The following is a 21,694-nucleotide window of genomic DNA, read 5'->3' on the forward strand; positions in this document are numbered from 1 at the left end:
CTTTTTCTTGCATCTTCTCCTTGCAAGGCAAATGAAAATCAATATCATTAGCAACCTCTCGCGATGAGAGAAATCAATAATTACAATTAAATCAACAATTTCAGGCCGATTGGTCGACAAAGAGTCACACCCAGATGAACCATTCCAACTCCCCGCGCGCCTTGCTGGGCGTCGCCTTGCTGGCGGTTTGCACCAGCCCCCGTGCCGAAGACGAAACCCTGACCGTGGTCGGCAAACGCAGCCAACATGAAGAGGTCGCCACCGCGACCCGTACCGCCACCCCGGCCAAGCTGGTGCCCCAGAGCATCGAGACCGTCAAGGCAAGCGAGCTGACCGCCTTCGGCCAGCCCACCCTGAGTGAAGCCCTGACCGGCATCCCTGGCGTCAACGCCAGCGGCGACACCCGCTTTGACGGCGTCACCATCCGCGGTTTCAGCGCCAGCAACGACTTCTACCTCGACGGCCTGCGCGATGACATGCAATACACCCGCGACCTTGGCAACATCGAACGGGTCGAAGTGCTCAAGGGCCCCGCCGCCGTGCTCTACGGCCGTGGCAGCACGGGCGGCATCGTCAACCGGGTCAGCAAGGTTCCCCAGAAGGGGCAGGCCTCCAGCGTCAGCGCCCAGGTAGGCAGCTTCGACAGCCGACGCTTCGCCGCCGACCTCAACGGCGAGGCAGGAGAGCGGGTACAGGTGCGCCTGAACCTGGCCCAGGAAGACAAAGACAGCTTTCGCGACGACGTGACCAGCAAGCGCACCCTGCTGGCCCCCTCCGTCAACTGGGAGATCACCGACACCCTGAACTGGCTGGTGCAATACGAGCGCAACGAGCACGATCGCACCCCGGATCGCGGCATTCCCGGCGTCGATGGTCGCCCGGCGGATGTCCCCATCGAGAGCGTCTACAGCGACACCCGCCGCGACTTCATCGACGATGTGGCCCAGTCCACCCGCTCCCGCTTCACCTGGGACATCAACGATCAGTGGCAACTGCGCCAGCAGCTCGGCTACACCACTCTCGACAGCCAGTTCGACAACACCTATGTCACCAGCGTCAAGGGTGACAAGGTGACCCGCGCCCGCTGGCAGCAGGATCTCAAGGCCAGCAGCCTCACCAGCAACACCGAGGCGGAAGGCCAGTTGCAAACCGGCCCCGTCGCCCATCGTCTGCTGGTGGGCCTGGAGCAGGGCTGGCAGGATCGCACCCCCAAGCTCTACCAGAACGCCAACCCGATCCCGGCAGGCAACCTCTATGATCCGGGCTCCCTGCCCACCTACGACGGCGCCATGAAACTCTCCAGCGACGCCCATCACAGGGTGCGCGGTGTCGGCCTCTATGTGCAGGATCAGCTCAGCCTGGGCGACTGGCACCTGCTGGCAGGCCTGCGCCGCGACGACTTCACCGTCACCAGCCGCCGCAACGACCTCGACAAGGAAGAGACCCTCTCGGTCACCAGCCTGAGTCCGCGCCTGGGCCTGGTGTGGAACCCCATCGAGGAGCATGCCTTCTACACCTCCTACAGCAAGACCTTCACCCCGGTGGGCGGCGAGCTTATCGGCATCACCCCGGGGGACAAGAACAACAACCTGGATCCCCAGCACACCCGGCTCTATGAAGGGGGCGTGAAGAGCGACTGGCTGAACGGCCGCCTCGCCACCACCCTCTCCCTCTACCGGCTGGAGATGTACAACAAGCGCAGCAAGGATCCGCTGGATCCCACCCGGGTGATCCTCACCGGTCTGCAGCGCACCGACGGCATCGAGCTGAGCGCCCGTGCCCAGCTGACCGACGAGATCTATCTGCGCGGCGGCGTCGCCATCCAGGATGCCGAGCAGGTCAAGGCAGACGCGGACCTGCAAGGCAAGCGACCGATGAACGTCTCCCGCCAGAACGGCCAGCTGTTCGCCGGCTACCAGAGCGGCAAGCAGGGCTGGTTCGGCGAGACCGGGATGACGGCGGTGGGGGATCGCTTCGCCGACAACGCCAACACCACCACCTTGCCCGGTTACGCCCGCTTCGACGCCCGTGCCGGCTACCGCTGGCCCCAGTGGGAAGCCCAGCTGAGCGTGGAGAACCTGACCGATCACGACTACTTCGTCAGCGCCACCAGCGCGGCCCAGATCATGCCGGGCACGCCCCGTCAGCTGCACCTGACCGCCGCCTACCGCTTCTGATCCTCCCTGTTTACCGACCCCTCTGGCCAGCGTTCGCTGGCCAGATTGTTATGAAGCACCGAACGATGACACGCAGAAAACTCCCCCTGCACAGCAACAAGTGGGTGCGCCGCATCCACGCCTGGGCCGGCTTTGCCACCCTCACCCTGATGCTGCTCTACGGCCTCACCGGCCTCTGGCTGCAACACAGGGCCGTGCTGCCCCTGCCCGGTCCCCACACCGCCAAATCGAGCGAAGAGATAGTACTGAGCACGCCGCTGGCCAGCCCGGATGAATTGAAAGCCCTGCTGCAACAGCGTTATGCAGACATGTTCGAGGAGGGGCGACCCCAGATCACCCCGCCCCAGACCCTGCCCACACCATCCGGCGCCCTCACCCTGCCGGCCCGCTGGGAGCTGCGCGGTGTCACCCTGAGCGAAAGCGTGGCCGCCAGCTATGTGGAAGGCACTCTGCTGGTGCGCACCGAGCTGCAGCAGGCCAACTTCGCTGCCAGCCTCAACCGGCTGCACCGTGGCATGGGCACCGGCCTGCCCTGGCAACTGGTGGGAGATCTGGCGGCCCTGGCCATGCTGCTGCTGGCCCTCACCAGCCTGCTGATGTGGAACAAGCTGCACGGCCCCGCCGGTCGCGGCATCACCCTGCTGCTGCTGGGCGCCCTGGTCACCGTGCTGGTGGCCCTGCTCTAGCCCTTTTACCGACACCAAAACGGGATCCCGCTCCCGGCGGCGGTAACCTTGCCCGCACCTCGGGTAACAAAGGGTAACCGGCCGCCGATGGGGGTCACAGTTGGCGACCAGGCGGCTGGATAGGGAGCACCTGCGGCTGATAGGGTGCGCCCAGCTCCCGAACGCCACGAGGAATCATGCGCATCTCCAGCATCGAATGCGGGCGAGTGGTGGCCATCCTGGCCGTGATGACCATCCATCTCTCCCCTTTCAGCAACCCCTTCGACCCCGCCCTGTGGGACAGCACGCCCTACCCTCTGGTCGGGGCCGTCATCAACCAGCTCTGCCGCTTCGCGGTGCCGCTGTTCTTCCTGTGCGCCGGTTACTTCTTGCAACCCGCCCTCGCCGCGGGCCACCCGCTGACGGTCGCACTGCGCTACTGCCGACCCCTGCTGGGGCTCTGGCTGGCGTGGAGCCTGCTCTACGTGCTGATACCCTTCAACCCGCTCGCGGCGGTGAGCGAGGGCTACCTGCCCGCCATGGCGGGCCAGTGGCAGATGCAGCTCGGGGATCATCTCAACGTCTGGTGGGTGGGCGGCATGATCCACCTCTGGTTCCTGCCCGCCCTGATGGTGGCGGTGCTGATCCTGGGGCTCTGCCAGCAGGCCCGCCTGCCAAGGCTGGCCCTGCTGCTGGGGGCCCTGCTCTACAGCCTGGCCCTGATCGGTGGCTCCTATGGCCCGCTGCTGCCGGGGGGCGAGTGGGCCCTGCTGACCCGCAACGGCCCCTTCTTCTCCTTGCTGTTCGTGGCTCTCGGCGCCGAGCTGCGCCTGCGTGCCTGGCAGCCGGACGCCAGGCGCTGCGCCCTGATGATGATGGCGGGGATGGGGCTTTATGCCCTGGAGGCCGCAGGTCTGCTGCGCGTTGCCGCCGTCCCCCTCGCTCGTCATGATTTCCTGCTGGGTTCGCTCCCCTGGGCGCTGGGGCTGTTCGGCCTGCTGCTGGCCAACCCCGCATGGGGCAAAGGCAGCTGGCTGGAGCGCCAGGCCCCCAAAGTGCTCGGCCTCTACTGTCTGCACATGATGCTGGTGGTGTGGCTGATGATCTTCGGCCCCCAGGGCAAACAGGTGTGGTGGGAACTCCTCAAGGTACCCGCGCTGCTGGCGCTCACTCTGCTCGGCTACCGACTGCTGGCGGCCACCGCCCTCAGCCGCTGGTTGCTGCGGGCTCGCTAGAAACAGGACCCTGACCAGCCAGCAGATCAACGTGGTTCAGCGCAAAATCGTGCATCTGCTGAAGCAGGGGGATCAGGGCGACGCCAAGGGGGCTCAGGCTGTACTCCACCCTGGGCGGTACGTCGGGGTAGAGGGTGCGGATGATGACACCGTCGCTCTCCAGCTCCTTGAGCTGGGCGGTGAGCACCTTCTGGCTCACCTCGGGCAGGCAGCGGCGCAGGTCGCCAAAGCGCCGGGTCTGTTCGCGCAGATGAAACAGAATGGCCGGCTTCCATTTGCCGGTCAGCAGGCTTAATACCTGATAGGCGGGACAGGGCAGTGAGGGCACGGTATGGCTCGTGAGTGGTTACTTTGCGGTAACTATGCCACGAAAATGTGCCTTCTTGCAGCCAAGATACCGGCTTCCTATGATGCGGATTCCGTCAATCAACGCCCACGAGAGGTTTATCATGCCCAGCCTGCTGCAGATCCATTTCAACTTCCCCGCCGAGATGATGGGACCGGCCCTCACTGCTGCGGCCATGCCGCTGGCCGACTCCATCACCCGGGAGCCGGGCTTCATCTCCAAGATCTGGACCGAGAACCCGCGCACCGGCGAGGCGGGCGGCATCTATCTGTTCGAGGATGAGGGGAGCGCCCTCGCCTACGCCACCATGCACGAGCAGCGGGTGCTCGCCATGGGCGCCAGCGCGGTGCAGTACAAGGTGTTCGACGTCAACGAGCCCCTGAGTCGCCTCACCAAGGGCATCGCCTAGTCCGAGCGGGGCTCAGAACCTCAGGGTCAAGCCGATATTGGCCTGCCACTGGGTGATCAGCTCCCCCCTCACCCGAAAGGCGCAGATCTCGGGGTTGCAGAGAAACTGGCTGTCGTCGTTGACCAGGGCACCATAACCGCGCACCTCGGCCCGCACAGCCAGATGTTCGGTCAGGCGCGGCTGCACCCCGAGGGCCAGGGACATGGAAGGGGCCGTCTCGCTGTCGTAGGCATCCAAGCGGGTGACCCCTATCCCGGCACCGATATAGGGGGCCATCAGGTTGTCCGAGAGAGTCAGGGCCCCGGCAAACTGCAGGGTGTCCACCGTCAGCCTGTCGGGCAGTTCGGGGGACACCCGGGTCGACTGGTGGCTGTAGAGCAGCTCCACCATGCCGGGGTCATCCACCTCCCTGCTGATGAATAGCCCCCAGCTGCCGGAGCGCTCCCCTTGCAGGGTGTCTATGTCGCTCCCGTGCGGCGTGGGGGCCGGCTCGTCCATGGCCCGAAAGTCGATGGCCGAGCTGTATCCCGCAAAGGGAGTCAGCTGCCAGCCCGTCGCCGGGGGCTCGGCTGCCCAGCCCGCCAGGGGCAGCAGCAGCCCCGGCACCATCCCCATCGCTCCTCTCATGTGCTCATCCTTTGGTGAAAGACCTGCGCAAAGCATATCAGAGCGCCCGTCTCCCACACTGGACGGGGGCTGTACCAGCCCCATTGCCCCGCTCCCGATGGAAATATCTGTGCTCCCCGGGGTTATTCATCCGGGATTAACCTCGTCCCCGTAAGCTGGCGGCGCCACAGCGGTGGCATCAACAGACGAGGATCTCAGGAATGGTTGCCGCGCAACTCAACGACCCCCAAAGCACGCTCTCCGATACCCTGAGGGCCACCGCCCACGCCATCGAGGAGAGCCACATCAGCCTGCGCCAGATGCTGGCCCTGGTGGGCGAGCAGGGCATGCTGCTGTTTTGCGTGCTGCTCACGGTTCCCTTCCTGCTGCCGGTTTCCATTCCCGGCGTCAGCACCCCCTTTGGCCTGCTGATCCTCTTCATCGGCATCGGCATCACCCTCAACCGGGTGCCCTGGCTGCCCGCCTTCCTGATGGAGCGCCGCTTTGCCGCCGAGCACCTCAAGCCGACCCTGCACAAGGGGGCGGATCTGCTGGCCCGCATCGACCGCTTCATCCGCCCGCGCCTGCTCATCCTGACCGGCAGCGTGACCATCAACCGCTGCAACGGCCTGCTCATCATGCTGGCCGCCCTGCTGCTGATGCTGCCGCTGGGCGCCATTCCCTTCACCAACGCCATGCCCGCCTGGGCCATCCTGCTGCTGGCCATCGGCATGTTGCAGCGGGACGGTCTCTTCGTCGCCCTCGGCTATGCCCTGGTCGCCGCCACCCTGGTCTGGTTCAGCGCCCTGGCCATCGGCCTGCTGATGGCGGGGCAGAATATCTCGACCCTGTTCGGCTGATCTGGCCCGGCCAAATGAAAGAGGGCGACCCCGGGTCGCCCTCTTTCCTGTTCACTGCGCCCCTCAGGGCGCCCCATCATGGGCCACCCGGTTGCGCCCGCCCCGCTTGGCCCGATAGAGCCACTCGTCCGCCCGGGCCAGCACGGTGCCAAGATCCTCTCCCGGCCGGATCAGGGTGGTGCCCAGACTCACGGTCACGGGGGCGGGATCCGGCGCCATGGCCGCCACTGCGGCGCGGATCCGCTCCGCCACCTTCAGCAATATCCCCTCGTCGATCTGCGGCAGCAGGATCAGAAACTCCTCGCCACCGCTGCGCACGAAGAGATCCTCCCCCCGCAACTGGGCAGAGACGCACTCGCAGACCCGGCACAGGACCTTGTCACCGGTCTGGTGGCCGAAGCGATCGTTGATCTGCTTGAAGTGATCGAGATCCAGCATGATGAGGCCGGTGAGATGCTGCCCCTGCACCCTGTGGTGATACTGGTCGAAGAAGAAGTGGCGGTTGTAGAGGCCGGTGAGCTGATCCGTCTCCCCGAGCCGCTTGAGCCGCTGTTGCAGCTCGTGCTGGCGGGTGATGCTGCGGGTCATCCAGGTCACCGCCCGCTTCCCCTCATATAAAGAGGGCAAGGGCGCTATCTTGCCCTCGAAACGCTGCATTCCCTGGGGCCCGGCGTCGGCGTCGATGCCGTCCACCTCGGCGGGGGAGAGGTCATACTCCACCACCTGCACTTGGCCGCTGGCGAGGGCCTGAGCCACCTGCGCCATCACCCACTGCGCCTTGTCCTCGGGCAGCACGTCCAGCAGTTGTCTGCCGATCAGCGGGTTGCCGTTCTGGTAGGACTGCTGCTCCATCCCGCCGATGTACTCGATGTAGTAGCCATCTTCGCTGAGGATGAAAACGGGATCCGGCAACTGGGCCATCACTTCGTAGAGTTGTGCCACTGAGAGCGCCATCCGAGCTCCTTACTATCCATGGGAGTAGGTCCCTGTACTCCTGTTATACAAGACTCATGGAGTATCGCACAGGGGCAGAAAGCTGCCTGCCGGGCGGGAAGGATGCGATCGGTGACGTGTTCACCGGACAAGCCTCCGGCAAAGTGAATGGTAGCAATCGGGGATGCTGTCAGAACCAGAATTCTCAGACAGTCAGGAAGGTGTTTTTGCCTTCAGGCAGTGCGACATGCCAACCCCTATGACGTCAGGGGCGCCACAGGGGTATTCCCGCCCCCGGACAAGGGGGGCAAGGCCGGATCCCGGTCAAGAGGGATCCGGCGAGCCGGCATCAGCGGGCTGCGGATCGGCTGGCATTCCAGAGCAGTTCACCGCTCTTGAGATCCATCAGGCTCATGGCGAGCCGGTAGCGGCCCCCTTCAGAGAGGAGATCCCCGTAGAGCATGTAACCCGCCCCGGTCTGGCGACCCAGACGCACCAGGGAGGCGGGGTTCATGCCCCCCTGCTGGTATTCAAGCTGACCCGTGATGGCCGCCACCTGGCCCGGGTCTGCGAAACGAAAGCCGCTATTGGCCTGAATGCGCTGGATCATGGCCACCGCCAGGGGCTGGGTGCTGAAGGGCTCACCTGTACCGTTCTGGGGCGCCATCAGCAGCAGTACCGGGCTGCTGCCCGCCAGTGCCTGCACATCGGCGGCCTTCAGGAAGTCATCGGCCAGGGCGACCGCCAGCCCCGTCGGTGCCACGGGTTTGGGAGCAGGCACCGGCTCGGCCTTGTCAGGCTCGGCCACGGGTTTCTCTGGTTTGGTCACCGGCTTGTCCGGCTCGCCGACCGGCGCAGGCGTCCCCCCATAGGGATTGACCGCACATCCGCCCAGCAGCAGGGCACCCACCATCAACAAGGAACGCAGCTTCATCTTTTCTCTCCGCCAGAAGTCCGCAGGACGGACTTCGCCAAAAGCCCGTGGGGGCGGAGCACCAGCCCCGCATCCCTCCCATGCTAGAGACAAACCGGCTCCGGGTCGATGCGCAGCCGGCAATCAGGCGACAGGGATTGGCCCAGACAGGTGTATAAGGCAGGACAAGAACACAATACAGATGTCATGTGAATCTCAACCAAGCAACATCAATCCGCAGCCCCCCCCACAATATCGAGACTCCTTTCCCCAGATTGACCACTTATGAACGAGAAACATCCAACACAAACACGTCAATTAGGGAAAGTGCGAACAAGTATCCCACGAACAAAAAATGAAAGTTTTAGTCATTTAATATCAATGGGTTACCATTAAATGCTCTCGTGCCATATGACTTATTCGCACCTTCCCTAGTTTGAAAGCCTCATCCAGAGTCAGTTATTTCCGATACTACGCCATATATCAGATAGTTGGGGATATTTCCCTGTTGATATTGAGAGGTGTGACATGAACGAGCATTACAACGCACACCGTACTAACTGGCCAAGATCGGGCGCGGTCTTGGTTCCCCCTCTTATTCGCTGAGACGAACCCGCTTGTCCAGGCCGCGAGACAGGATGTCGAGCGAGCGGCGCCGGGCCATGGATGGCCCGTCGGCGCGTGCCGTCGGACAAGCGGGTGAGACGAAGGAACCCGACGAAGTCGGGCGAATAAGCGGGGGTGGCCTTTCTTTTGGTGACTTTTCTTTGGCCACGCAAAGAAAAGTTACTCGACCAAGCCCGAAGGGCGGGCGAAACCCCTTCGAGGCCAGCGGCCTCGCGTCCTGCACGGCAAGGCCGTGCCACCACACAACGGCTCCTGCCGCCAACACCATGCCTCGGAACGGACGATTACGCCTGACGGCTAATCGACCCTACGATGGCAATGAAATGCCGCATAAAGACCCCTCCCCAGCCCTCCCCTTCGCAGGGGAGGGAGCCAAAGGGTCGCCACCAGCAAGGTGTGTGGCCGAACGGCGCCCAATCGTTATACCGGGCGCCGCCGGTAAAGGGGGGCGTGGCCGCCCCTATCGGCCCAGGAAGGGTTCCCAATCCTTGAACACCGGCTGCAACCCTGCCTGCCGCACGGCGGCGGCCACTTCCCCCACCGGCCTGTCGTCGTGGATGGCGAACTGCTCCAGCTCCTCTTTATCCCCCTCGGCATAGCCACCCGGCTGGGTGCGCGACTCGGCCGACATCTGGGTGATGCCAAGGCGCACCGCGCCGTTGCGAAACGTAGCCGACTCGCGGGTCGAGAGGGACAAGTCCAGCGTGGGCGAGAAGAGGCGCCAGGCGCAGATAAGCTGGGCCAGCTGGCGATCCGATATCACAACCTCCGGCTCCAACCCCCCGGTGCAGGGGCGCAGGCGCGGGAAGGAGAGCGAGTAGCGGCTCTGCCAGTGGTGGCGCTCCAGCCAGGCGAGGTGCTCGGCGACAAAGTAGCTGTCGGCGCGCCAGTCCGAGGAGAGACCGATCAGCGCCCCCAGCCCTATCTTGTCGATACCGGCACGGCCGAGCCGATCCGGCGTGGCGAGGCGCCATGCGATGTCCCGCTTGTTGCCACGCAGATGGTGGCGGGCATAGGTGGGGGCGTGGTAGGTCTCCTGATAGACCATGACCGAATCGAGGCCGAGGGTTTTCAGCTCGGCGTATTCGTCCTGAGAGAGGGGCTGCACCTCCATCCCCACCGTGCTGAAGTGACGGCGGATGATGGGCAACACCTGCCGAAAATAGGCGAGCCCCACCTTGTGCTCGTGCTCGCCGGTCACCAGCAGCACGCTGTCAAAGCCGCGCGCCTTGATGGCCAGACACTCGCGCTCAATCTCCTCGCTATTCAAGGTCTTGCGCTTGAGGCGGTTGCTCATGGAGAAGCCGCAGTAGGTGCAGTCGTTGGCGCAGAGGTTCGACAGATAGAGGGGCACATAGAAGCCGATGGTGTTGCCAAAACGCTGGCGAGTGAGCCGCTCGGCCTCGGCTGCCATCTGCGGCAGATACGCCTCGGCGGCCGGGGAGATCAGCGCCATAAAGTCCGCCAGGGTACGGCGGGAGGTATTCAGCGCCCGCTCTACATCGGCGGCGGTCTTGGCGCGGATCTGCATGCCGATATCGTCCCACTCCAGCTCGAGCCATCTATCGAGAAAACTCTCCGACTTTCTCTCAACCCCCTCCCGGCCTCCCCCTTCACAAGGGGGAGGTGTTAATCCGCCCCCCCGACCTCCTACTTCACAAGAGGGCGGAGTCGATACTCCCTCCCCTGGCAAGGGGAGGGTCGGGGTGGGGCCATTGGCATGCTGACTCATAACGCCCCCAGAAAATCGGTAAGCGGGCTGGAGGCTTGGGCCTGCAGGGCGCGGGCGCCGAGACCGGCTTCATAGGCACTGCGCCCGGCGGTGCAGGCCAGCGCAAAGGCGCGGCCCATGGCGATCGGGTCGCCGCTCACCGCGATGGCGGTGTTGACCAGCACGGCATCGGCGCCGAGCTCAAAGGCGGCGGCCGCATGGCTCGGCGCACCGATGCCCGCATCCACCACCACGGGCACATTGGCTTGCTCGACGATGATGGAGAGAAACTCCCGGGTCACCAACCCCTGATTGGAGCCGATGGGGGCGCCCAGCGGCATCACGGCAGCGCAACCCACCTCTTCGAGCCGCTTGCACAGCACGGGGTCGGCCCCGCAGTAGGGCAGCACCACAAAGCCCTCTTTCACCAGCTGCTCGGCGGCTTTCAACGTCTCGATGGGATCGGGCAGGAGGTAACGAGGGTCGGGGTGGATCTCGAGCTTGAGCCAGTTCGTGCCCAGCGCCTCGCGGGCGAGGTGGGCGGCAAATACCGCCTCGGCTGCGGTCTTGGCCCCCGAGGTGTTGGGCAGCAGCTTGACCCCGAGTTGCCGAAGGGGCGTGAGGATATCGTCGTGGGCCTTGCCCGGTTCGAGGCGCTTGATGGCCATGGTCACCAGCTGGGAGCCGCTTGCCTCGATGGCGGCGGCCATCAGTTCCGGGCGGGCAAACTTGCCGGTGCCGGTGAAGAGGCGCGAAGAGAAGGTGTGATCGGCAATCTTGAGCATGTCAGCCTCCCGCCACAGTGGTAAGTAGAGATGGAGTGCCGCCGCAAGGCAGAACACGCGAAGATGGGACTGCGAGCATCATGGGTCAGCCTCCGGCAATGGCGGTGAAGAGGTGGAGTTCGTCCCCGTCATTGAGACGGGTCTCGGCCCAGCGGCCACGGGGCAGCACGGCGCCGTTAAGGGCCACCGCTACCCCCTGAGGGGGAATCTCCTGCACCGCCAGCAGCTCAGTCAGGCGCTGGCCGGTGGGCAGCGTCAGCTCGATATCGTTCAATCGGATCTTCATGGTTAATTCTCCTGAGCCGGGTGGGTGCTGCCGCAGACCGGGCAATCGGGGTCGGGAGCCAGCGTGAGGGTCTGCCACTGATGGGTCAACGCATCGAACCGGCGCAATGTGCCCGCCACCGGGCTCGGCATCCCGAGCAGCAGTTTCAGTGCCTCCAGCGCCTGCAAAGAGCCCATCACCCCGACCAGCGGGCCGGTGACACCGCTGGTCTCGCAGCTCTGACTCACCTTGGTATCCAGCGGATAGAGGCAGGCGTAGCAGGCGTGATCGCTGCTGGTGCGCACCATCAGCTGCCCCTGCCAGCCCACTGCGGCGGCACAGACCCAGGGCTTGCCCTGGGCCACGCAGGCGGCGTTGATGGCCTGGCGGGTGGCGAGGTTGTCGCAGCAGTCGATCACCAGATCCACCTCGGTCACAAACCCCGGCAGGCTGGCGGCATCGAGTCGCTGATTGATGGCAATCAGCTCCACCAGCGGGTTGTGGGCCGCCAAGCGCTCGCGGGCCAGCTCCGCCTTGGAGTGGTTGACCGCCTCGCTATCGAACAGGATCTGGCGCGGCAGGTTGCTGGAATCCACCGTGTCGCCATCGGCCAGCCACAAGGTGCCCACCCCGGCGCCGGCCAGATAGAGGGCGAGCGGCGAGCCGAGCCCGCCGAGGCCCACGATCAGCACGGATTTATCTTTCAGCCGCGCCTGACCTGCTTCCCCCACTTCCGCCAGCATCAGCTGGCGGCCGTATCGCAGATACTCTTTGTCACTGAGAGAAGCGGCATCAGAGCGCATGTTCTGCCTCCCGTATCACGCAGGCCGAGCGCGGTTCATCCCCCGCCCCCACGGCAGCGAGCAGCCGCTCGGTCGCGCCCTGCCAGTCATCGCTCGCCGTGATGGCCGAGACCAGCGCAATGCTGCCGACCCCGCTTGCCTTGACCGCCGCCACCCGCTCCTCGCTGATGCCACCGATGGCCACCGTGGGCCACTGCGCCATCAGGGCGCGGTAGTGGTGCAGCCGCGCCAGCCCCTGGGGGCGCGAAGGCATCGCTTTGGTGTTGGTCGGGAAGATATGGCCGAGCGCGATATAGGAGGGGGCAAGCTCGCGGGCCCGCATCAGCTCGAAGTAGCCGTGGGTGGAGATGCCAAGGCGCAGCCCCGCCGCCTGAATGGCGGCGAGATCGGCGGTCTCCATATCCTCCTGCCCCAGATGCACGCCCCAGGCCCCCGCCTCGATGGCCTGCTGCCAGTAGTCGTTGATAAAGAGCCGCGCCCCATGGCGGCGACCGAGCGCGACCGCATCACGAATGGCCGGCGCCACCTCTGTGGCGGGCAGATTCTTGATCCGTAGCTGGATGGTCTTGACCCCGGCCCCCAGCAGACGCTTGAGCCACTTGACCGAATCCACCACCGGATAGAGGCCGAGGTGGTGTTCGGTCGGCGCGAAGGGGCCCTGCGGCAGACGGGCGCTGCTCGCGTCATAAAGTCCGAAGCGGCGATCGAGCGGCGATCCCGCCAGCACGGCACGGGGGAAGTGGGCAAGATCAGCAGGCCAGCCGAGATGGGCGATGGGGCCGGGGCCGGCCCCCACCCCTTGCGCCGCCGCCAAGCCCTGTTGCAGGTAGGCGCGCGCCAGGGTGATGGCGTCCTCCACCGGATAGTCCTGCGCCACCACGGCGGCGATGGCGCTGGCGTAAGCGCAACCGGTGCCGTGACCGTGGCGGGTATCGAGGCGCGGCGCGGCGAGCCAGAATTCGCGGGTCTCATCCTGGTAGTAGTCGAGGCAGAGATCCCCGCCCCATTCAAGGTGGCCCCCCTTGACCAGCACGGCGCGAGCGCCGAGTTCGCGCAGCCGCCGGGCGGCGAGGCGCACCAGCTCGGGACTGGTGGCGGGCAGGCCGGTCAGGGCTTCCAGCTCGGGACCATTGGGGGTGATCAAGGAGAGGCGCGGCAGCAGGTGCTCGCGCACCGCCACCAGCATGCCGGGCTCCGCCATGGGGGTGCCGGTGCTGGCGATGGCCACCGGGTCGTAGACCACGAAGGGAGCCTCGACGGTCGACAACCTGCGTGCCAGCACCTCCACATGCAGCCGGGTCGGCAGCAGGCCTATCTTGATGGCGGCGGGTGGCAGATCCAGCCCCAGGGCATCGATCTGGGCGGCGAAGGTCTGCATCAGCACGGGGTCGACCATCTTCACCGCCACCGAGTTCTGGGCGGTGATGGCGGAGATGACAGAGCAGCCGTGCACGCCGAGGTCATGCATTGTGTGCAAGTCGGCCTGAATGCCGGCCCCGCCGCCGGAGTCGGACCCGGCGATGGTCCAGACCACGGGGCGGGCCTGCGTCACGGCGGACAGGTCGGCGGGGCTGACAGCCCCGCGCTCGCAGCTCACGCCTCCTCCCCTGCGGCCTGCTTCAGGGTCGCCGCCTGATGGTAGATCTCGCCGCCGGTCTCCTTGAAGGTTTCAGCCATGCGGGCCATGCCGCTCTCCACCTCGGCCACCACCCGCTCCTGCTGACCGTCCATGCCGACCAGCTTTATCTCTACGGCTTCCAGCTTGGCGGCGTAGTCGCGCACGTCCTGGGTGATCTTCATGGAGCAGAACTTGGGCCCGCACATGGAGCAGAAGTGTGCCACTTTGCCGGACTCCTGAGGCAGGGTCTCGTCGTGGTAGGCGCGGGCGGTGTCGGGATCCAGGGCCAGGTTGAATTGATCCTCCCAGCGGAACTCGAAGCGCGCCTTGGACATGGCGTTGTCGCGGATCTGGGCGCCCGGGTGGCCCTTGGCAAGGTCAGCAGCGTGGGCGGCGATCTTGTAGGTAATGAGCCCCTGCTTCACGTCCTCCTTGTTGGGCAGGCCCAGGTGCTCCTTGGGGGTCACGTAGCAGAGCATGGCGCAGCCGTACCAGCCGATGAGCGCGGCGCCGATGCCGGAGGTGAAGTGATCGTACCCCGGTGCAATGTCGGTGGTGAGCGGGCCCAGGGTATAGAACGGCGCCTCGTGGCAGTGCTCGAGCTGCTCGGTCATATTGCGCTCGATCATGTGCATGGGTACGTGGCCGGGGCCCTCGATCATCACCTGCACGTCGTATTCCCAGGCAATCTTGGTGAGCTCGCCCAGGGTGCGCAGCTCGGCGAACTGGGCCTCGTCGTTGGCGTCATAGACGGAGCCCGGACGCAGACCGTCACCCAGCGACAGACTGACGTCATAGGCGGCGCAGATCTCGCAGATCTCGCGGAAGTGCTCGTAGAGGAAGTTCTCCTTGTGGTGCGACAGGCACCACTTGGCCATGATGCTGCCACCACGCGACACGATGCCGGTGAGGCGCTTGGCAGTCATCGGCACGAAGCGCAGCAAGACGCCGGCGTGGATGGTGAAGTAGTCCACCCCCTGCTCGGCCTGTTCCAGCAGGGTGTCGCGGAACAGCTCCCAGGTGAGGTCTTCGGCGATGCCGTTGGTCTTCTCCAGCGCCTGGTAGATGGGCACGGTACCGATGGGCACCGGGCTGTTGCGCAGGATCCACTCGCGGGTCTCGTGGATGTAGCGGCCGGTGGAGAGATCCATCACGGTGTCGGCACCCCAGCGGGTGGACCAGACCAGCTTCTCCACTTCCTCTTCGATGCTGGAAGTGACCGCCGAGTTGCCGATGTTGGCGTTGATCTTCACCAGGAAGTTGCGGCCGATGATCATGGGCTCCGCTTCCGGGTGGTTGATGTTGCTGGGGATGATGGCGCGACCGGCGGCCACCTCATCGCGCACGAACTCGGGGGTGATGTTCTGGGGCAGTCTGGCGCCAAAGCCCTGACCCGGGTGCTGGGTGCGCAGGAGTTCTGAGCGCACCCGCTCGCGGCCCATGTTCTCGCGCAGGGCGATAAATTCCATCTCGGGAGTGACGATGCCTTGGCGGGCATAGTGCAGCTGGGTGACCCGGCGGCCCGGCTTGGCACGGCGGGCGCTCGGCAGATGTTCGAAGCGCAGGTGATCCAGCCCCTCGTCCGCCAGCCGCTCCTGAGTGAAGGTGGAGCTCAGCCCGTCCAGCGCGTCGGTGTCATCGCGCTCCAGCACCCAGTTCTCCCGCAGACGCGGCAGACCGCGGCGCACGTCGATGGGGGCGGCCTCTTCCCCATAGGGGCCCGAGGTATCGTAAACCGGCACCGGCTCGTTGGGCTCGAACTGGGGAGCGTCCTTGGTGCCGCCGACGAAGGTGTCGGCCAGCTGGATTTCCCGCAGTGGCACCCGGATGTCAGGGCGAGAACCCTGGATAAAGATGCGGCGGGAGTTGGGGTGCGCCATCCCCTTGAGGTTGTCGATAAAGGTCTGGGCGCTGGAGCGCTGCTCGCGGCGGCTGGATTTGGTGGTATCAGATACATTGGTAGACATAGCAAAACTCACATTAACTGGTTGAAGTTATGGGTGTTTGCTTGTCTGGAGTTCGAGGAGAAGATGAACTTGCGGCGGGGTGTGCTCGGGGGAGTGAGCCGGGCATGGATCTTCCCTGCTCTGCCGTCCCGTTGTTTCCCTAGTCTGGAAACCCGGCGCCCTAAGGACAACCGGACGGGACAACCTCCCCCTGTGCGCCTGTGCCAGCCAGAGGCGGTCTGCCTCCAGCTGGCGGGAAGGTGTGCCTTCCCTAGCGCGGTAACCCGCAAGTTACCCTTGTTTCCCTTCGCAGGTCTTAACCTGATCAGGTTCCACGGATCCCGAATTAACGGTCTCAGCTTAGCGTCGTTCGACGGTCAGCACTCCGACAAGATGTGCGCCAGTATAAGTGGGGAAATTTAAAGTACAAGCCATTAACAAGGGGAAAGGGAGAGAGGTCTCACTCTTCGGCGTCGAGGGGATCCTCGGGGTCGGGAATGAGGATATCGGTGAGGCGGCCCTCTTCATCCCGGCTCAGCACCAGGCGGCGACCCGGTTGCAAATCGGCAGCGCTGCCGTTGATCCAGCGAGTGTCAGCATCAAACACCAGCACGCCGAGTTCCTGTAGCAGCAATGCCTGCTGATTGTGGGTGAGCAGTCGATCCTCCGCCCGCCGCCAGTTGGCCCCGAGCGCCGGATCCGGCGCCCCGTCGAGCACCCGGATCGTCTCGGCGACGCCGTAGCGGCTCTGGATCGCGAGGTGCATGCCGGGCACGAGTCCGTCCGGCTGCGCCACGCCGTGCAGTTCGGCACTGCCGAGCTCCAGCTCAGCCCCCTGGAATTGCAGGCGCACCCCGTCGTTGTGCTCCAGCTCCACCAGCCAGAGCTCGGCGTCGTCGGCAAGGGTGCAGAAGGGCAACAGCAGCAGGCAGAGTGCGGTTCGGGTCATGGCAGGCGGTCCGGGGTCACGGGGTGAGGTTTAACTATGGCCCCGGACGGGCAATTTTTCCCGGTCCGCCCTGACCGGTCAGTCATCCTCCCGGCACTGGCTCAGGCGCATGCCGTCAAACTTGCACTCCAGCTCCAGCCAGCGTCCCTCGAACGGGGAGAGGCTCCCATCCGAGGTGACATAACCCCAGATCCGTCCCCCTTCCACCGGCCCTTCCAGTTCCATCTCGTCCTCCTCTTCCAGCGCCTCCACCTCGCGAACGAGCCGCCGCGCCCCTGCCGCCGTCTCCTGCACGACCCCTTCCAGATCGACCCAGGTCCCGCCGAGATCGTCCTCATCCAAGCCATCCTTGAAGCGGGTGCGCTCATCGATCACGAAGGGAATGCCATTGACCATCAACTGGCCAAGCTGCCAGGTGGTGCGGCCCGTGAGCTTGAACTCGGCCGCCTGCACCAGACCAAAAGGCAATAGAATCAATAACCAGAAGGCGCAGAGAGACTTCTTCATCGGGGATCCTCGGGGTTACACTGGCACACAGGATGACCCATCCGGTGTGAAATGGCCGTGAAATAGCGGCACAGACCAGGAGATCAGAGCATGAAAATACTGGTGGTGGAAGACAGTCCCCAGGTGGCGGAGACCATCATGGACTATCTGGCGCTGGCCGGGCACAGGGTGGACTGCGCCTATCATGGCCAGGCCGCGCTGCAACTGCTGGCCCAGGAGCGCTTCGACGTCATCATCATGGACGTCATGATGCCGCGCCTCGACGGCCTGCGTACCGTGGAGCGGCTGCGTGCGGACGGCATCGCGACCCCGGTGCTCTTTCTCACCGCCCGTGACAGCCTGGAGGACAAGCTGGCAGGCTTTCGGGCGGGGGGCGACGACTATCTGGTCAAGCCGTTCGCCATGGAGGAGCTGGAGGTGCGCCTGGAGGCCCTCAGCCTGCGTGGCCCCAGAGGGGACATGGGCGTGCTCTGCTTTGGCGATCTGACGGTGGATCCCGCCAGCGGCCGCACCACCCGCGCCGGGGTGGAGCTCAAGCTCGGCAAGATCCCGTTCCAGATCCTCACCCTGCTGGTGAAGCGCGCGCCCCAGCTGGTGACGCGCCAGGAGGTGCTCGACACCGTCTGGGGCGACGAGGAGCCCGACTCCGACGCCCTGCGCAGCCACATCTATGCCCTGCGCAGCGCCCTCGACAAGCCCTTCCCCACCCCCATGCTGGAGACCCTGCACGGCCAGGGCTACCGGCTGGTGACCCCATGACGAACCCGACGCCGCCCCTTGCCTCCGGCCTGCCGAGCCTGCGCCGGCGCCTGGTGCTGGCGCTGGGAGGGGCCGGTCTGCTGCTGCTGGTGATCCTGAGCCTGCTGATAGTGGTGGCCGAGAACAAGATGGAGGAGCTGAGCCTGCGCCACTGGCTGGAGGCGGAGGCAACCCGCTATGACGACGACTGGTTGCGCCTCGGGATGGCGGCCCCCGCCCCCAGTCCGCGCCAGTTCTCCAGCTACTGGACAGAGGCGGGCCGCCTGCCCGCCTGGCTCAAGGCCTACCAGAGCTCCGGCTTCTTCGAGCATCAGCTGGGCCGGGAGGACAAGCACTTCCTGGTACGCGCCCACCCCTCGGGTCAGGGGCTGCTCTATCTGGTGTTCAACGACGATGCGGACGACTACCTCGACCCTTACGAAGCCAAGCTGCATCTGGTGACCCGCCTCATCGGCCTGGCCCTGCTGCTGGGGAGCCTCGCCTTCGGCATCTGGCTGGTGCGTCACATCACCAGGCCGCTGGAGCGGCTGCGCCAGCGGGTCGCCCACCTGACCCCGGATCAGGGGGACTTCGTGCCCGATGCCCCCTGGCAGGAGCTGCGAGAGATAGAGCAGGCGCTGCTGGCGGGCAAGCACGAGGTAGCCGCCGTGTTTGCCCGTGAACAGGAGTTCAGCCGCTTTGCCAGCCACGAGCTGCGCACCCCCAACATGGTGATCCAGGGATCCGCGGCCCTGCTCGGCAAGGTGAATGACCTGCCCGCCCCGGCAGCCCGCGCCGTCAGCCGCATCCGCGCCGCCGCCGACGAGATGGCCCTGCTCACCGAAACCTTCCTGCTGCTGGGACGCAAGGAGGCCGTGGAGCGCCCGCCCCAGCAGGTGGCGCCGCTCATTCGCCGGGAGCTGACCCGCCTCGCTCCCCTGCTGCAACGGGAGACGCTGGACATTCGCCTGCAACTGGACGAGGAGAGCGAGGTGCAGGCCCCCCTCTCCCTGCTCGCCATCGCCCTCGGCAACCTCTTGAAAAACGCCCTGAGCTACGCCGAGGGGCACATCGAGATCACCCTGCACGAGCAGGTGCTCACCATCAGCAACCCCACCGCCGCCGCGCCGGATCAGATCCTCGGCTACGGCTGCGGTCTCACCATCATCCAGCGCATCTGCGAGAAGCTGGGCTGGCAGATTGAGACCCATCTGGTGGAGGGGGTCTTCAGCGCCCGGCTGGTGATGATCCCCGGCGCCCCCGGGGCGGCATAACCCCCTGATTCCCGGCCCTTCTTCCCGGCTGTTCAACACTGTGGGAGAAGGGAGACACTTCCCGGCAAGCCCGCAGCCTTCCAGCCCACCCCCCAGATAGCAACAAGGCGCCCGAGGGCGCCCTGTGTTTACCTGTCTGACACTCGTTTGGGACTCATTCCGCCGGCTTGTGCTTGCGGCTCGCCTTGAGCTCGAGGAACTCGATGATCTTGCCCGCCACGTCCTTGCCGGAGGCGGCTTCCACCCCCTGCAGACCGGGGGAGGAGTTCACCTCCAGCACCAGCGGGCCGCGGGCGCTACGCAGGATGTCCACCCCGGCCACGTCCAGCCCCATGATCTTGGCGGCCTGCACGGCGGTGGCACGCTCTTCCGGCGTGATCTTGATGGCTTCGGCTGTGCCACCCCGGTGCAGGTTGGAGCGAAACTCCCCCGGCTGGGCCTGGCGGCGCATGGCGGCCACCACCTTGCCGTTGACCACCAGGCAGCGGATGTCGGCGCCGTTGGCCTCGCGGATGTACTCCTGCACCAGGATGTTGTTGTTGGTCTGGATAAAGGCCTCGATGACGCTCTCCGCGGCCTTCTGGGTTTCGCACAGCACCACGCCAATCCCCTGGGTGCCCTCCAGCAGCTTCACCACCAGGGGGGCGCCCCCCACCATGGTGATGAGATCCGGTACGTCGTGGGTGCTGTGGGCATAGCCGGTCACCGGCAGGCCGATGCCGTGACGGGAGAGCAGCTGCATGGCTCGCAGCTTGTCCCGGGAGCGGGAGATGGCCACCGAGCTGTTGAGAGCCATGGTGCTCATCATCTCGAACTGGCGCAGCACGGCGGTGCCATAGAAGGTGATGCTGGCACCGATGCGCGGGATCACGGCGTCATAGCTCTCCAGCTCCCGTCCTTCGTAATGGATGGAGGGGCTGTGGGAGGCGATGTTCATGTAGCAGCGCAGGGTGTCGAGCACCTCGACCTGATGCCCACGGGCCCGGGCCACCTCGACCAGACGGCGGGTGGAGTAGTTGTTGGGCTCACGGGATAAAATGGCAATATTCATGGAAATGGCAGACCTGATAATCGGACTGGAGAGTATAAGGTGCCATGAACGACTGGCAACGCCAATCCTTTCCCCTCACCATGCGCGGTTCTGCAAGAACAGGCAAAAACCGAGAGTGCCGCACTCAAGAACAGACCGTTCTGCAAGACGGCGCCAGCCACCAGCCCTCATGCCCGATGGCCCACAGCGACGTCAATGGGGGCCGCGCAGCCCTTGCTGCAACTCAAGCAGCAGGGCGACCTCCTGCAAACGGCGCGCCGTGGTGCCGGCCCAGCCTCCCAAAGGCACGGGGGCCAGCAGGGTCTGGGCGATGCAGTGGCGATAGAGGGGTCCCTCATGTTGCCAGCCCCGCATCCCGTCGACGTCGTGATGGTGCAGCCACTCCAGGTTGCCGCGGCGAAGCAGCTCGATGCGCCGCCCGTCCTTGAAGTGCAGGCAAAGCCCCTTCTTCTCCACCCCGGGACCGGCATACTTGTCGAGCCAGAGGGTCAGGGGCACCCCTGCCGCCTCGCCGCGCAGGCAGGCTCGCCCCTCGGCGGTCTCCAGATCCCCGCGCCGGATGGGCTGCCCCAGCCGGTCGCAGACGTCCTCCGCGATCAGGTGCAGGCGGTCGTCTCCACCCAGGGCCACCAGCAGTTCCCGGATCATCGCCAGCAGATGGGTGCCGATGTCGAGGATCACCCCGTCTGGATGGCGCAGGACCCGCCGATCCGGCTCCCCGGTGGCGAAGTTGAGGGCACAGGGATGCCCCGTCTCGTCCAGGCCGCAGGGTTCCAGCAAAAAGCCCTCCACCGCGCTGATATCGGCGAGGGTGGCCAGCCCGACCCCGGCGAAGCCTGGTGCCCGAGGCTGCCAGCCTTCATCCAGTTTGCCGCTCAGCAGCAACTGCTGGATGGCATTGCGGGCCATCCAGTGATCCAGCGCCAGCACCCTGGCTGCGACCTCGGGGTCCGCCAGCAGGGCGTGCAGGCGATCGTGCTGGGCCAGGGTGGCCACCACGGGTTTCTCCACCAGGATGAGGGGAATGGCGCTGGCCAGTGCCTGCTCCAACACGGGCAGATGCAGCAGGGAAGGGGTGGCGATCACCAGCCGATCCAGGGGTTTGGCCAGCAGGGCTTCCAGGGTCGGCGCAGACATGACGCCGGGCAGGGTGATGGCGGGATCAAAGCCCCATATCTCGGTATTTTCGGCCAGGGCTGCGAGTGCAGGCAGATAGGCTGTCTGCACCACAGCCCCCAGACCGACAAATCCAATCTTCATGGCAACCTCGATATGG

Annotated in this window: 21 protein-coding genes and 1 riboswitch; of the genes, 7 read left to right on the forward strand and 14 right to left on the reverse strand. The window is 65.4% G+C overall.

Going from position 1 to position 21,694, the window contains the following annotated elements; all coding sequences use genetic code 11:
- Positions 1 to 134 precede the first annotated feature (134 nt).
- From PG879_RS01305 to PG879_RS01315, 3 genes are all read left to right on the forward strand, one after another.
- Positions 135 to 2,177, forward strand: coding sequence for a TonB-dependent receptor (locus PG879_RS01305; protein WP_052814443.1), 2,043 nt, complete (start codon positions 135 to 137; stop codon positions 2,175 to 2,177).
- 65 nt (positions 2,178 to 2,242) lie between these two features.
- On the forward strand, positions 2,243 to 2,863 hold the full coding sequence (locus tag PG879_RS01310) for a PepSY-associated TM helix domain-containing protein (protein WP_052814442.1): 621 nt from the start codon (positions 2,243 to 2,245) through the stop codon (positions 2,861 to 2,863).
- Positions 2,864 to 3,039: 176 nt separating this feature from the next.
- Positions 3,040 to 4,077, forward strand: a complete 1,038-nt coding sequence (locus PG879_RS01315; protein ID WP_052814441.1) for an acyltransferase — start codon at positions 3,040 to 3,042, stop codon at positions 4,075 to 4,077.
- Here the strand turns inward: PG879_RS01315 and PG879_RS01320 are convergent.
- Positions 4,049 to 4,405, reverse strand: coding sequence for a winged helix-turn-helix transcriptional regulator (locus PG879_RS01320; RefSeq protein WP_052814440.1), 357 nt, complete (start codon positions 4,403 to 4,405; stop codon positions 4,049 to 4,051). The two genes, PG879_RS01315 and PG879_RS01320, sit on opposite strands and share 29 nt — an antisense overlap.
- A gap of 121 nt (positions 4,406 to 4,526) precedes the next feature.
- On the opposite strand from PG879_RS01320, the gene PG879_RS01325 reads away from it, so the two are divergent.
- Positions 4,527 to 4,832: a monooxygenase gene (locus tag PG879_RS01325; RefSeq protein WP_052814439.1), complete on the forward strand. Its 306-nt coding sequence runs from the start codon at positions 4,527 to 4,529 to the stop codon at positions 4,830 to 4,832.
- Positions 4,833 to 4,844: 12 nt separating this feature from the next.
- Here PG879_RS01325 and PG879_RS01330 read toward each other — a convergent pair whose 3' ends face one another.
- Positions 4,845 to 5,459, reverse strand: coding sequence for an outer membrane beta-barrel protein (locus PG879_RS01330; protein ID WP_052814438.1), 615 nt, complete (start codon positions 5,457 to 5,459; stop codon positions 4,845 to 4,847).
- A gap of 200 nt (positions 5,460 to 5,659) precedes the next feature.
- On the opposite strand from PG879_RS01330, the gene PG879_RS01335 reads away from it, so the two are divergent.
- The gene (locus PG879_RS01335) at positions 5,660 to 6,298 is read left to right on the forward strand and encodes an exopolysaccharide biosynthesis protein (RefSeq protein ID WP_010672675.1); all 639 of its coding nucleotides are present in this window, start codon (positions 5,660 to 5,662) and stop codon (positions 6,296 to 6,298) included.
- 63 nt (positions 6,299 to 6,361) lie between these two features.
- Here the strand turns inward: PG879_RS01335 and PG879_RS01340 are convergent, their stop codons facing one another.
- From PG879_RS01340 to PG879_RS01385, 10 genes are all read right to left on the reverse strand, one after another.
- A complete protein-coding gene (locus tag PG879_RS01340) occupies positions 6,362 to 7,252 on the reverse strand; it encodes a sensor domain-containing diguanylate cyclase (RefSeq protein WP_052814437.1) in 891 nt (296 codons plus the stop codon).
- A 328-nt stretch (positions 7,253 to 7,580) separates the two neighbouring features.
- Complete coding sequence (locus tag PG879_RS01345; RefSeq protein WP_010672673.1) at positions 7,581 to 8,165, reverse strand: hypothetical protein; 585 nt, start codon at positions 8,163 to 8,165, stop codon at positions 7,581 to 7,583.
- 1,066 nt (positions 8,166 to 9,231) lie between these two features.
- On the reverse strand, positions 9,232 to 10,503 hold the full coding sequence (gene thiH, locus PG879_RS01350) for a 2-iminoacetate synthase ThiH (RefSeq protein ID WP_202211755.1): 1,272 nt from the start codon (positions 10,501 to 10,503) through the stop codon (positions 9,232 to 9,234).
- Positions 10,500 to 11,267, reverse strand: a complete 768-nt coding sequence (locus PG879_RS01355; RefSeq protein ID WP_052815867.1) for a thiazole synthase — start codon at positions 11,265 to 11,267, stop codon at positions 10,500 to 10,502. The genes thiH and PG879_RS01355 overlap by 4 nt, the downstream gene beginning before the upstream one ends.
- An 85-nt stretch (positions 11,268 to 11,352) precedes the next feature.
- Positions 11,353 to 11,553 carry a sulfur carrier protein ThiS gene (gene thiS / locus PG879_RS01360; protein WP_039040452.1) on the reverse strand — a complete coding sequence of 67 codons (201 nt, stop codon included), beginning with the start codon at positions 11,551 to 11,553 and terminating at the stop codon, positions 11,353 to 11,355.
- 2 nt (positions 11,554 to 11,555) lie between these two features.
- Positions 11,556 to 12,335, reverse strand: a complete 780-nt coding sequence (locus tag PG879_RS01365; protein WP_052815866.1) for a HesA/MoeB/ThiF family protein — start codon at positions 12,333 to 12,335, stop codon at positions 11,556 to 11,558.
- Positions 12,325 to 13,932 (reverse strand): thiamine phosphate synthase, encoded by a 1,608-nt coding sequence (gene thiE / locus PG879_RS01370; protein ID WP_052815865.1) that lies wholly within the window; start codon positions 13,930 to 13,932, stop codon positions 12,325 to 12,327. Before thiE ends, PG879_RS01365 begins: the two co-directional genes overlap by 11 nt.
- Positions 13,929 to 15,920, reverse strand: coding sequence for a phosphomethylpyrimidine synthase ThiC (thiC, locus tag PG879_RS01375; protein ID WP_052815864.1), 1,992 nt, complete (start codon positions 15,918 to 15,920; stop codon positions 13,929 to 13,931). The genes thiE and thiC overlap by 4 nt, the downstream gene beginning before the upstream one ends.
- A 263-nt stretch (positions 15,921 to 16,183) precedes the next feature.
- Positions 16,184 to 16,297, reverse strand: a riboswitch (TPP riboswitch).
- A 62-nt stretch (positions 16,298 to 16,359) separates the two neighbouring features.
- Positions 16,360 to 16,848 (reverse strand): hypothetical protein, encoded by a 489-nt coding sequence (locus PG879_RS01380; protein ID WP_052815863.1) that lies wholly within the window; start codon positions 16,846 to 16,848, stop codon positions 16,360 to 16,362.
- Between the two features lie 78 nt (positions 16,849 to 16,926).
- On the reverse strand, positions 16,927 to 17,355 hold the full coding sequence (locus PG879_RS01385; RefSeq protein WP_029313554.1) for a hypothetical protein: 429 nt from the start codon (positions 17,353 to 17,355) through the stop codon (positions 16,927 to 16,929).
- 90 nt (positions 17,356 to 17,445) lie between these two features.
- Here PG879_RS01385 and PG879_RS01390 point away from each other — a divergent pair, with 90 nt between their 5' ends.
- Both PG879_RS01390 and PG879_RS01395 read left to right on the forward strand, forming a co-directional pair.
- Entirely contained in the window at positions 17,446 to 18,114 is a 669-nt protein-coding gene (locus PG879_RS01390) for a response regulator transcription factor (RefSeq protein WP_052815862.1), read from the forward strand.
- Positions 18,111 to 19,367, forward strand: a complete 1,257-nt coding sequence (locus tag PG879_RS01395; RefSeq protein ID WP_052815861.1) for a sensor histidine kinase — start codon at positions 18,111 to 18,113, stop codon at positions 19,365 to 19,367. Before PG879_RS01390 ends, PG879_RS01395 begins: the two co-directional genes overlap by 4 nt.
- A 154-nt stretch (positions 19,368 to 19,521) precedes the next feature.
- Here PG879_RS01395 and rimK read toward each other — a convergent pair whose 3' ends face one another.
- The gene (rimK, locus tag PG879_RS01400; RefSeq protein ID WP_010672657.1) at positions 19,522 to 20,418 is read right to left on the reverse strand and encodes a 30S ribosomal protein S6--L-glutamate ligase; all 897 of its coding nucleotides are present in this window, start codon (positions 20,416 to 20,418) and stop codon (positions 19,522 to 19,524) included.
- Positions 20,419 to 20,610: 192 nt separating this feature from the next.
- Positions 20,611 to 21,678: a Gfo/Idh/MocA family oxidoreductase gene (locus tag PG879_RS01405; RefSeq protein ID WP_052815860.1), complete on the reverse strand. Its 1,068-nt coding sequence runs from the start codon at positions 21,676 to 21,678 to the stop codon at positions 20,611 to 20,613.
- Positions 21,679 to 21,694 lie beyond the last annotated feature (16 nt).

Origin of the sequence: Aeromonas sp. QDB63 (assembly GCF_027707425.1) — a bacterium.
Classification (GTDB): Bacteria; Pseudomonadota; Gammaproteobacteria; order Enterobacterales; family Aeromonadaceae; genus Aeromonas; species Aeromonas caviae.